Below are 12,357 nucleotides of genomic sequence, written 5' to 3'. Positions count from 1 at the left end.
GCATGGCGGAGTCGAAGCCCGCGGTACCGGCCCGGGGGCGGCTGCCGGCCGAGCTGACGAGTTTCGTCGGACGGCGTAGCGAACTGGCGGACACCAGACGGTTGCTGTCGAGCACCCGGTTGCTGACGCTGACCGGTGTCGGTGGGGTCGGCAAGACCCGGCTGGCCTTGCGGATGGCGGCAGAGGTACGACGGACGTTCGCCGACGGAGTCTGGTTCGTCGAGCTGGCGGCCCTCCACGATCCGGCGCTGCTCGGGCACACGCTGGCCGGGGCGCTCGAGCTGAGCCAGGTCTCGGCGAACCCCACCGCCGATCTGGCCGAGTACCTCGAGGACAAGCAACTGCTGCTCGTGCTCGACAACTGCGAGCAGCTCGCCGAGGCGTGCGCCGTACTCGTGAGCAAGTTGCTCGCGGCGGCACCCGAGGTTCGGATGCTCGTGACCAGCAGGCATGTCCTGGGTGTCGAGGGTGAGCTGGTGCATGTGGTGCCGCCGCTGTCGACACCACCGGAGGATGCCTCGCCGGCCGAGGCCGACCAGTACGAATCACCTCTGCTGTTCACCGATCGGGTCCGGGCCGGGCTGCCCGAGTTCACGATCGACGACACCAATCGTGCCCAGGTGATCGAGCTGTGCCGGTGGCTGGACGGCCTGCCGCTCGCTCTCGAACTGGCGGCCGTCTGGACGCGGACGCTCACCTTGCCTGAGATCCTCGATCGGATCGAGGACCGCTTCCGCCTGCTGTCCACCGGCAAGCAGGCGGCACCTCCCCGCCAGCAGGCGCTGGAGGCTGCTATCGGTTGGAGTTACGACCTGTGCTCGCCGACCGAGCGAATGCTGTGGGAGCGGTTGGCGGTGTTCTCCGGCGGCTTCGATCTCGAGGGTGTCGAGCAGGTCTGCTCGGGCGACGAGATCGAGCGGGACGACGTGGTCGACCTGGTCGCCGCCCTGGTGAACAAGTCGATCATCGCCCGGGCCATGTCGGCCCACCCCTCGGTCGCCAGGTACGACATGCTCGGAGCCATCAGCCAGTACGGCCGTGAGCGGCTCGCCGAGGTGGGACGGCTCCGGGAGTTCGAGGCCCGTCATCGCGACCACTACCGCACACTGGCCAGGCGATGGGAGGAGGACAGTTTCAGTCCGCGCCAGGCCGACTGGTTCCTGCGGATGCGCCGGGAACACGAGAACCTCCGGGCGGCGCTCGACTTCTGCCTGAACACCGAAGGTGAGGCCGCCGTCGCGCTGGAGATCGCGGCGCCGCTCTGGAACTACTGGATCGCCGGTTTCCCTCGCGAGGCCCTGCGGTACCTCCTCCGGGCCCTCGACGCCGCGCCCGAGCAGACTCCGGCGCGGGCCCGAGCGCTGTGGACCGCGAGCTACTTCGCCATGTTCCTCGGTGAGTCCGAGCAGTTGGGCCCGCTGCTGGCCGAGTGCGAGGAACTTGCCGAGCGGTACGACGACGACCTGCTCCGGGCCGAGATCGCGGAAGTGACTGGACACGCGTTGTTGCACGACGGCGACCTTGCCGCGTCGAGCGCCAAGCTCGAACAAGCATTGGCGGGCTACCGAGCGGCCGGTCACGATCTCGGTGAGTTCGACGCCCTGATCCTGCTGGCGGCGACGAACTTCTTCCTCGGCGATCCGCGGGCGGAGGAGTTCAGCCGGGCTGCCTACACGCTGGCGGACAGCCACGGCGCGGCTTCGTCGAAGGCCTACGCGTTGCGAGGGCTCGGCCTGGTGCTCTGGCGCGACCACGAGCGGTTCGAGGAGGCGATCGACGCGTTTCGGACCGCGATCCGGTGGTGGCAACCGCTGAACGACCGGACCGGCATCGGGTTCGGCCTGCAGGCCTTGTCCTGGTGCGTCGCGTCGCTCGCGCCCGACAGGTATGCGGCCAGGCTGATGGGTGCGTCCTGGGCGGCCTGGCGGTCAAGCGGTGCCCACATCGACGAGACGACGCCGTACAGCCGGTTCGATGCGCAGGCCGGGGCGCGCATCCGGCTCGCCATCGGTGACGCGGCGTACGACGAGGCGTTCGCGCGGGGAACGACGTACTCGTTCGAGCAGGCAGTCTCGCTCGCGCTGGGGCAGGACACCGAGCACGACCGATCTGCGGGTCCGGGGATGTCCGGGCGGTTGACCCGGCGCGAGCACGAGGTCGCGGTGCTGATCGGCGAGGGTCTGAGCAACCGCGAGATCGCGGCCCGTCTCGTCATCTCCCCGCGCACGGCCGAGACCCACGTCGAGCACATCCTCGGCAAGCTCGGCTTCAACTCCCGCACCCAGGTCGCCCGGTGGGTCGTCGACCATCCGGATCGCCAGGTACCTAGGTAGCCAGATCCGTAGGTGTCCCGATGCCCGTGGCGTCCGGATCGTGAATCGTTGGCTGGCAGCGATGCCCCCTCCCTCGCACGTTACGAAGGCCCCTCCCGATGTCCGCCGAACCCTGCCGCCCACCGAGTCCCTCATGCAGCACGAGCGACTGGTGGCGAAGCGCTGTTGTCTACCAGGTCTACGTCCGCAGTTTCGCCGACTCCGACGGTGACGGCATCGGCGACCTGGACGGCGTCCGGGCCCGGCTGCCGTACCTGCGCAGTCTGGGTGTCGACGGCCTGTGGCTGAACCCGTTCTATCCGTCACCGCAGTACGACCACGGGTACGACGTCTCGGACTACCGCGGCGTCCACCCGGAGTACGGAACGCTCGATTCGTTCGACCGGCTGATCCGGGACGCGCACCTGCTCGACCTCAAGGTCATCGTCGACGTCGTGCCGAACCACTGTTCCGTCGAGCACTCCTGGTTCCTCGATGCGCTCGCGGCCGGCCCGGACAGTCCGGAGCGCGCCCGGTTCCACTTCGCCGACGGTCTGGGGGAGTACGGCGAGTCGCCGCCGAACAACTGGCGGTCCATCTTCGGCGGTTCCGCGTGGCAGCGGGTCACCGACGGGCAGTGGTACCTGCACACGTTCGCGGCCGAACAGCCGGACTTCAACTGGCGGCACCCGGACGTCTCGGCGTACTTCGAGGAGGTACTGCGCTTCTGGCTGGATCGGGGTGTGGACGGTGTGCGGATCGACGTGGCGCACGGGCTGCACAAGGCGGACGGACTGCCGGACCACGAGCATGCCGGGCACGACGAGCTCACCGGCGATCCGGTCAACCCGTACGCCTGGAACCAGCCGGAGGTGCACGACGTGTGGCGCAGTTGGCGAGCGATCGCGGACGAGTACGCCTGGCGGACCGGTCGCGAGCGGGTCCTCGTCGGCGAGGTCGGCCTGCTGGACGCCGAGCAGCTCGCGCAGTACCAGCGTCCGGACGAGCTGCATCAAACCTTCTTCTTCGAGTTCCTCCGGGCGGAGTGGGACGATCAGGGACTGCGTGACGTGATCGACCGGGGTCTCGGGACGTTCACCGGATCCGGGTCGTCGGTGGCTTGGGTCCTGAACAACCACGACATGCCGAGGTCGGTCACCCGGTATGCCGGCGGCGCACCGGGTGAGGGACCCGGTGATCTCACCCTCGGCCTGGCCAGAGCGCGTGCCGCGGCTCTGCTGATGCTCGCGTTGCCGGGGTCGTCGTACCTCTACCAAGGCGAGGAGCTGGGGCTGCCGGAGGTCACGGACCTCCCGGAGCATCAGCTGGCCGATCCGATGTTCCACCGCAGTGGTGGTGTCCGGCGCGGGCGGGACGGTTGCCGGGTGCCGCTGCCGTGGACGGCGGCAGACACCTCGTTCGGGTTCTCCCCGGACGGCACCCGAGGGACAGCGTGGCTGCCCCAGCCGGACTGGTTCGCCGACCATGCGGCGGATCGGTTGCTGGCCAGCGGCGACTCGATGCTGCACCTCTATCGCGAGGCACTGGCCTTGCGGCACCGGATCCCGGCGCTGGCGTCCGGCGATCTGACCTGGCTGCCATCGGAGCCCGGCGTACTCGCGTTCACGCGTGGCGACGGATTCGCCTGCGTCGTCAACTGCTCGTCGCGCCCGGTCTGCAGCCCGGCCGGCGGCTCCCTCCTTCTCGCGAGCGACCCTGACACCGGCGAGAAGGTGCCCCCGAACAGTGCCATCTGGACTCTCCTGCCAGGCGGCACGTGAACCGGCTGACCTGGCGTCCCTGAGCCCCCTGCTCGGCGCCAGGTCGGCCCCACCATTGTGACCGGATAGCGGGCGCCGGGGGCCGTGCGCGGTGAGCCGATTCAGAACTGTCCACGGCGCCGCATACGCTGTGTCGGTCCACCTCGTTCACGCCCTGGGAGGTCTGCGTCGATATGGCGTCCAGTGACAGCTTCGTCCACCTGCATGTCCACACCGAGTACTCGATGCTGGACGGCGCCGCGCGGATCGACGAGTTGTTCAAAACCGCCCAGGAGGCGGGGATGCCGGCCCTCGCGACCACCGACCACGGCTACGTGTTCGGGGCCTACGAGTTCTGGAAGACCGCGAAGAAGTACGACGTCAAGCCGATCATCGGCGTCGAGGCGTACCTGACACCGCAGACCCACCGCACCGAGCGCAAGCGGATCCGCTGGGGCGACGCGAGCAACAGCGGCGACGACGTCTCCGGTGGCGGTTCGTACACGCACATGACGCTGCTCGCCAAGAACACCGGCGGGATGCACAACCTGTTCAAGATGGCGTCGCTGGCGAGCCTCGAGGGCTACTACTTCAAGCCCCGGCTGGACCGCGAACTGCTGCAGACCTACGGCCAGGGCCTGATCGCGACCACCGGGTGCGTGGGTGGCGAGGTGCAGACCCGGCTGCGGCTCGGGCAGTACAAGGAGGCCGTCGAGGCGGCGGCCGAGTTCCGGGACATCTTCGGCGCGGAGAACTTCTACTGCGAGGTGATGGACCACGGCATCGAGATCGAGCGCCGGACGCAGCAGGACCTGCTGCGGCTGGCGAAGGATCTGAACCTGCCGCTGCTCGCGACCAACGACCTGCACTACACCCACCAGGCGGACGCAACTTCGCACGCCGCGCTGTTGTGCGTCCAGTCGGCCTCGACGCTCTCGGATCCGAACCGGTTCAAGTTCGACGGCAACCAGTTCTACCTGAAGACGCCGGCCGAGATGCGCGAGGTCTGGAAGGAGCTCCCGGAGGCGTGTGACAACACGCTGCTGATCGCGGAGCAGTGCGATGTCGGCTTCACCGAGGGCGAGGGCCGGTTCATGCCGCGCTTCCCCTGCCCGGAGGGGCACAACGAGGAGTCCTGGTTCGTCTCCGAGGTCGAGACCGGTCTGCACCACCGCTACCCGGCCGGGATCCCCGACGACGTCCGTAAGCGCACCGACTACGAGATCGAGGTCATCGTCTCGAAGGGGTACGCCGGGTACTTCCTGGTCGTCGCCGACTTCATCAACTGGGCGAAGGCGAACGGTATCCGGGTCGGTCCGGGCCGTGGTTCCGGTGCCGGTTCGATGTGTGCGTACGCGATGAAGATCACCGACCTGGACCCGCTGCTCCACGGTCTGTTCTTCGAGCGCTTCCTGAACCCGGAACGGATGTCGATGCCGGACTTCGACATCGACTTCGACGACCGTCGCCGCCCCGAGGTGATCCGCTACGTCACCGAGAAGTACGGCGACGACCGGGTCGCGATGATCGTCACGTACGGCACGATCAAGGCCAAGCAGGCGATCAAGGACGCCGGCCGGGTGCTGGACTACCCGTTCGCCATGGGTGACCGGATCACCAAGGCGATGCCGCCCGCGGTGATGGGCAAGGACGTCCCGTTGTCGGGCATCTTCGACCCGCAGCACAAGCGGTACTCCGAGGCCGGCGAGTTCCGCGGGCTGTACGAGTCCGATCAGGACGTCCGCAAGATCGTCGACACCGCCCGCGGCCTGGAGAACCTGAAGCGCCAGTGGGGTGTGCACGCGGCCGGCGTGATCATGTCCAGCGAGCCGCTGATCGACCTGATCCCGATCATGCGCCGCGAGCAGGACGGCCAGGTCATCACCCAGTTCGACTACCCGAGCTGCGAGACGCTCGGCCTGGTCAAGATGGACTTCCTGGGTCTGCGGAACCTGACGATCATGGACGACGCGGTCAAGAACATCGAGGCCGCGCACGGGATCCAGATCGACCTGGACAAACTGAGCAAGGACCTCGACGACAAACCGACGTACGACCTGCTGGCGCGCGGTGACACGCTCGGCGTGTTCCAGTTCGACGGCGGGCCGATGCGGGCGCTGCTGCGGCTGATGAAGCCCGACAACTTCGAGGACATCTCCGCGAGTACGGCGCTGTACCGGCCGGGCCCGATGGGTGCGAACAGCCACACGAACTACGCGCTCCGGAAGAACGGCCTGCAGGAGATCAGCTACCCGCACCCCGAGCTCGCCGAGCCGCTAGAGCCGGTGCTCGGTGTCACCTACGGCCTGATCGTGTACCAGGAGCAGGTGATGGAGATCGCCCAGCGCCTGGCCGGCTACTCGCTCGGCAAGGCGGATCTGCTCCGCCGCGCGATGGGCAAGAAGAAGCGCGAGGTGCTGGACGCGGAGTACGTCGGCTTCTCCGAGGGCATGAAGGACAACGGGTACTCCGAGGCGTCCATCAAGGCGCTCTGGGACATCCTGCTCCCGTTCTCCGACTACGCGTTCAACAAGGCACACTCGGCGGCGTACGGACTGGTCTCGTACTGGACCGCGTACATGAAGGCCAACTACCCGGCGGAGTACATGGCCGCCGTCCTGACGTCCGTGAAGGACGACAAGGACAAGATGGCCATCTACCTGAACGAGTGCCGCCGGATGGGCATCAAGGTGCTCCCGCCGGACGTCAACGAGTCGGACTCGAACTTCACCCCGGTCGGCACCGACATCCGCTTCGGCCTGTCCGCGATCCGCAACGTCGGCGTGAACGTGGTCGCCGAGATCGTCGCGGCCCGCGAAGAGAAGGGCCGGTTCGGCGACTTCGTCGACTTCATCGACAAGGTGTCGCTGCCGGTCTGCAACAAGCGCGTGATCGAGTCGCTGGCCAAGGCCGGCTCGTTCGACTCGATGAACCACGCCCGGCGGGCGATCGTCGCGGTGCACGAGCAGGCCGTCGACGAGGCCATCGACCTGAAGCGGAACGAGGCACACGGCCAGTTCGACCTGTTCTCGATGGGCGACGACGACGCCGACGAGGGCGAGGGCAACAGCCGGCTGACCGTCACCGTTCCCGAGATCGAGGAGTGGGACAAGGCGACCAAGCTCGCGCACGAGCGCGACATGCTGGGGCTGTATGTGTCCGACCACCCGCTGTTCGGTGTCGAGCACGTGCTCACCAACGGTTCGGACTGCACGATCGGTCAGCTGCTCGCGGACGAGGACCGTCCGGACGGCAGCCGGGTGACGATCGGCGGCCTGGTCACCGCGGTGCAGCGGAAGGTGAACAAGCGCGGCGACATCTACGCGATCGTCACCATCGAGGACCTGGAAGGTTCGATCGAGGTGATGATGTTCTCCTCGGCGTACCAGTTGCACGCGCACCTGCTGAGCAACGACGCGATCATCCTGATGAAGGGCCGGGTACGCCGTCGTGAGGACCGGCTCGAGCTGAGCGGCGACGAGGTTGTGGTGCCGGACCTGACCGAGGGACCGAGCGGCCCGGTGGTGATCACGATGCCGGTCACGCGCTGCACCCAGCCGGTCGTCGACCAGTTGCGCGACGTCCTGCAGTCGCACCCGGGGATGACCGAGGTCCAGCTCCGGCTGCAGGCGCGGCAGAAGACCACGGTGATGCGGATCGGTGATCGCTTCCGGGTGACGCCGACCTCGGCGCTGATGGCCGACCTGAAGGCGCTTCTCGGTCCGTCCTGCCTGGCCGGCTGACCGGCCCAGCGGACCGGATCTGGAACCGATGCGTCACACTGTCGACGTGAGTCAACCGCAGTCTCCCCAGCCTTCGTCGCAGCCGTCACAGCAGCCGGCAGCGCACCCGTCTCCGTACGGGGCGCCGCCGTCGAGCAACCTGTTCGGGGCGCCGCCGGCCGCCGAGCCGGCGATGCCGTGGGCGAAGGCGATCCTGGTGACCGTGGTGGTGTTCCTGGCCGCCGGTGTGGTGGCCGGCTGGGCGTGGCAGCAGTTCTCGCCGCTGGCGAAGTACACCGTGGACGAGCAGGGCGGCGCGCTGGGTGAGGAGCAGATGACCCGGATCTTCGGGCCGGACGGGACGTTCACCGCGATCGGGTTCGTCGCCGCGATCGTGCTCGGGGCGGCGCTGTTCTGGTGGCTGCGGAACTACGGTCCGTGGTCGGTGGCGATCGTTGCCCTCGGCGCCTGCCTCGGGTCCGGCGTCTGCTGGGGTGTCGGCATGCTGCTCGGGCACGATCCGCTGAAGCCGCGGCTGCAGGCGGCGCACCCGGGTGACCTGGTCCCCGCGCCGCTCGAGCTGCACACCTGGACGCCGTTGCTCGCCTGGCTGGTCGGCGCGGCGCTGGCGTGCGCGATCATCGCGGCCACGACCTGGCGGGCCGACCCGGTTGCAACCACTTCGCAACCTGCTGCGTCAGAGCCTGCACCGCCGGTCCACTAGCCTTGCAGGTCCGGTTGGGTGAGGCCACCGGAGCCAGCGAGGGAGCATATGTCCGACCAGAACCGACCGCCGCAGTACCCAGGTGCCGGCGGCCCGCAGCCCCAGTACGGCCAGAACCAGGGCCAGGGTCAGAACCAGTGGCCGCAGCAAGGCCGCCCGCCGCAGCAGGGGCAGCAGCCGCCCAGCCAGCAGCGTTACCCGCAGCAGCAGCCGATGCACCCGCAGCAAGGGCAGCAGTACGGCGGCCGACAGCAGGGTGGCCCGCAGCACGGTGGACCCCAGTACGGCGGTCCGCAGCAAGGCGGCTCTCAGCACGGTGGTCCTCAGCACGGTGGTCCTCAGCAGGGCGGCCAGTACGGCGGTCCGCAGCAGGGTGGTCCGCAGCACGGTGGTCAGTACGGCGGGGCGCCGCAGGGTGGGCCGCAGTACGGGCAGGCGGGACAGTCGTCGTACGAGCAGATGCATGTCGGTGGTGGGCAGCCGCCGCAGGGCCCGGGGTTCGGTGGGCCGCAGCAGTGGCAGCCGGAGCCGAAGAAGAAGCGCGGCAAGCTGATCCCGATCGTCGCCGCGCTGGCGATGGTGCTGGTCGTGGCCGGCGGCGGAATCTTTGCCTACGGCAAGCTCAGCGGCGGCAAGCAGCCCGCTGACGTGCTGCCCGGCACCGCGGTCGGGTACGCCCGGGTGGACCTGAACCCGTCGGCCGGCCAGAAGGTCAACGCGATCCGGTTCCTGATGAAGTTCCCGTCGGTGAAGGAGCAGCTCGGTCTCTCCGGCGAGAAGGACGACCTGAAGCAGAAGCTGTTCGAGCAGATCAAGAAGTCCGCCGGTGACGACCTCGCCGACGTCGACTTCGACAAGGACATCAAGCCGTGGCTCGGTGACCGGGCCGGTGCGGCCCTGATCCCGTCGACCGACGGCGAGAAGCGTCCGAACCCGGTGGTCGCGGTCGAGGTGAAGAACGAGGACGCCGCGAACAAGGGCATGGACAAGCTGCTCGCGAACGAGAAGGACAAGCCGGGGCGCGCGTTCAGCAACGGGTACATGCTGGTCGCCGAGGACCAGGCGACCGTCGACTCGGCCGTCGCCGCGGCCAAGGACAGCCCGCTGAGCAAGAACGCCAAGTTCAGCGCCGACATGGACAAGCTCGGCGAGCAGGGCTTCGTGTCCGCGTGGGCGGACATGAAGGCGATCGCGTCGATGACCGGCCGTGTCGACTCCGGTCAGCTGGCCGGTTTCGGTGACGCGAGCAGTGCGATCGCGCTGCGGTTCGACTCGTCGTACGTCGAGCTCAAGGGCATCGGCCACAGCGACCAGAGCATCAAGGTGAACTCGGCCGATGCCGGTGACCTGATCTCGAAGCTTCCGGACAGCACGGCCGGCGCGGTCGCGATCTCCGGTGGCGACAGCCTGATCGACACCATCTGGCAGCAGGTGCAGAAGGCGGGCGGCGAGAACCTGAAGCCGATGCTCGACCGGATCACCGAGGAGACCGGGCTGACCCTGCCGGACGATCTGAAGAGCCTGGCCGGCAAGAACCTCGCGGTCGGCATCGACAAGGACACCGCGGACGGCCCGAAGATCGCGGCCCGGATGGAGACCGACCCGGCGAAGGCCGAGCCGGTGGTGCAGAAGCTGACCACGCTGTTGCGCGAGCGCTCGTCGCAGAACATCCCGATCGAGACCGCCAAGGACGACGACACGTTCGTGGTCTCGACCAGCAAGGACTACGCGGAGCAGGTGCTGAAGGGCGGCAACCTCGGCGGCACCGAGAACTTCAAGCAGGCCCTGCCGGACACCAAGGGCGCGGTGATGATCGGGTACGTCGACTTCGAGGCCGCCAGCGCGGTCAGCTCACGGCTCGCCGACAACAAGGACCTGGCCGCGCTCCGCTCGGCCGGCATCGTGACCCGGTCGACCGGTGATGGTGAGGCCGAGTTCAGCCTGCGGGTCGTCGCGAAGTAGCCCGCTCGAAGAAGCCCCGGACCGCCTGCGCGTAGGCGTCCGGGGCTTCTCTGTGGATCCAGTGCCCGGTGCCGTCGAAGCTGACGAACTCGGTCCCGGGCCGGCGACGGACCATCTCGGCGGCGTGCGCGGCGTCCAGCAGGAAGCTGTTTGTTGCCCGGAGCAACAGCGTGGGCTGTCGTACGGCGAGCCAGTCGCCCCACCAGTCGCCGACGTTCCCGCGCTGGACGGCCATCATGTCGTCGAGGTCGAACAGCAGCGCCCCGTCGTCGCCGACGCTCTCCAGGAAGTACTCCGGAGCAGGCGTGCCGGCGAAGAACTCGGCAGCGTCGGCGGGCGTTGCGAACCGGCGCGGCCAGCCGGTCACGTCCAGCACCGCGTCGCCCGGCACCGCGCCGACGTCCTCGATCACCACCGCGCGCACGAGCTCGGGCCGGCGCGCCGCGAGCTGGTACGCCGTGACGCCGCCGAGCGAATGCCCGATCACGAAGGCCGGACCCAACTCCAGCTCCTCGATGAACTCCGCCACATCGGAAACGAACGCCTCACGGCTGAAGTCGTAGCTAGCGGTCGCCGAACCGCCGTGTCCGCGGAGGTCTGGGGCGATCACGCGGTAGTCCGGGGCCAGCGCTTCGGCGAGGGCCGCGAAGGTCAGTCCGCGCCCGAACGTGCCGTGCAGCGCGACCACCGGCGTACCGGGGCCGCCCGCGTTCTCGTAGTTCATGCGCACGCGACCAATACTCGCGGACGGAAGACGGCGGGAAGCGCGATGACGATCAGGGCGAGCACCAGGCTGATGCGGAAGCCGGTCATGAAGTGCGCACCGGCAAGCAGCACCCCGAAGATCGCGGGCGCGGCACCGCTGCCCAACTGACGTGCGGCGTTGAAGAGCCCGGAGCCGAGACCACTGCGATCCGTTGGCACACCGTTGAGCATCAAGGTCGTCGCGGTTGGTGCCACGAGTCCGGCGCCGGCACCGATCGGAAGCAACCAGGCGGTTAGTTGCCAGATCGCTGTATCGGCGAAGCAGAGACCGAGCAGGCCCACGGCCATCAGCGCCTGACCGAGGAGCATCGTGCGGTTGACTCCGAGTCGGGCGCCGAGCTGACCGGCGGCGAGGTTCGCGGGGATGATCAGCAGCGTCATCGGGACGAACACCAGGCCGGTCGTCCATGCGGAGTGTCCGAGCTCCTGCTGCAGGAGAAACGTGACGACGAAGATCGCGCCGTACGATGCGAAGTTCAGCGCGAAGCCGGTCGCCGAGCTGAGTAGGACCGGTGCCGAGCGGAGGAGGGTCGTCACACCGGAGGTGGTGCTGGCCAGGGCGGCAGGTTCGCGATGACCGGCGGCGGTGGCGAGGACGATCAGGCTGACCGGCAGGTTCAGCCAGAAGGTGGCCTGCCAGCCGAGCCCGGAGGTGACGGCGCCGCCGAGAGGCGAGCCGACCACCAGCGCGACGGCACCGGCGGCAGCCCAGCGGCCGACATCCCGGGCGCGCGAGGTCGTGTCGCCGTTGAGCAGCGACAGCCCGGCCGGGAGGACGACGGCCGCCGCGGCACCCTGGAGTGCTCGGGCGATCAGCAGCACCCGGAGATCGGGGGCGAGTGCGCAAACGATTGACGTCGCCGCGAACACACTGACGCCGGCGGTGAAGGCCCGGGCGGGCCCGATGCGATCGGCCCAGGCGCCCGCGGGCAGGAGGCAGAGCGCGAAGACGAGCGAGTATCCGGTGAGTACCCAGGACAGGCCAGGGCCGGTCAGATCACGGCCGATCGAGGGGAGTGCGGTGGTGGTCATCGACGCGTTCAGGGTGACCAGGAAGAACGAGAGCGCGGCGGGGACGAGCGCGGAGCGGCGTACGGGCATAGGACTACCGT

At 68.6% G+C, this 12,357-nt stretch carries 7 protein-coding genes; 5 read left to right on the top strand and 2 right to left on the bottom strand.

Annotation, left to right across the window (positions count from 1 at the left end; all coding sequences use genetic code 11):
• Positions 1 to 2 precede the first annotated feature (2 nt).
• From ACWGID_RS04460 to ACWGID_RS04440, 5 genes are all read left to right on the top strand, one after another.
• Positions 3 to 2,333, top strand: a complete 2,331-nt coding sequence (locus ACWGID_RS04460) for an ATP-binding protein (protein ID WP_452194356.1) — start codon at positions 3 to 5, stop codon at positions 2,331 to 2,333.
• 98 nt (positions 2,334 to 2,431) lie between these two features.
• Positions 2,432 to 4,093 (top strand): glycoside hydrolase family 13 protein, encoded by a 1,662-nt coding sequence (locus ACWGID_RS04455; RefSeq protein ID WP_452194355.1) that lies wholly within the window; start codon positions 2,432 to 2,434, stop codon positions 4,091 to 4,093.
• Between the two features lie 173 nt (positions 4,094 to 4,266).
• Positions 4,267 to 7,815, top strand: coding sequence for a DNA polymerase III subunit alpha (gene dnaE / locus ACWGID_RS04450; protein ID WP_452194353.1), 3,549 nt, complete (start codon positions 4,267 to 4,269; stop codon positions 7,813 to 7,815).
• A gap of 46 nt (positions 7,816 to 7,861) precedes the next feature.
• The gene (locus tag ACWGID_RS04445; RefSeq protein WP_452194352.1) at positions 7,862 to 8,518 is read left to right on the top strand and encodes a hypothetical protein; all 657 of its coding nucleotides are present in this window, start codon (positions 7,862 to 7,864) and stop codon (positions 8,516 to 8,518) included.
• Between the two features lie 48 nt (positions 8,519 to 8,566).
• On the top strand, positions 8,567 to 10,480 hold the full coding sequence (locus ACWGID_RS04440) for a DUF3352 domain-containing protein (protein ID WP_452194350.1): 1,914 nt from the start codon (positions 8,567 to 8,569) through the stop codon (positions 10,478 to 10,480).
• Here ACWGID_RS04440 and ACWGID_RS04435 read toward each other — a convergent pair.
• Positions 10,455 to 11,204 (bottom strand): alpha/beta fold hydrolase, encoded by a 750-nt coding sequence (locus ACWGID_RS04435; protein WP_452194692.1) that lies wholly within the window; start codon positions 11,202 to 11,204, stop codon positions 10,455 to 10,457. The genes ACWGID_RS04440 and ACWGID_RS04435 overlap by 26 nt on opposite strands.
• Positions 11,201 to 12,346, bottom strand: a complete 1,146-nt coding sequence (locus tag ACWGID_RS04430) for an MFS transporter (RefSeq protein WP_452194348.1) — start codon at positions 12,344 to 12,346, stop codon at positions 11,201 to 11,203. The genes ACWGID_RS04435 and ACWGID_RS04430 overlap by 4 nt, the downstream gene beginning before the upstream one ends.
• Positions 12,347 to 12,357: the final 11 nt, after the last annotated feature.

It is taken from the genome of Kribbella sp. NPDC054772 (assembly GCF_053611945.1).
The sequence above is the reverse complement of the archived record's forward strand: the minus strand, read 5'-3'. Positions and strand labels throughout refer to the sequence as shown.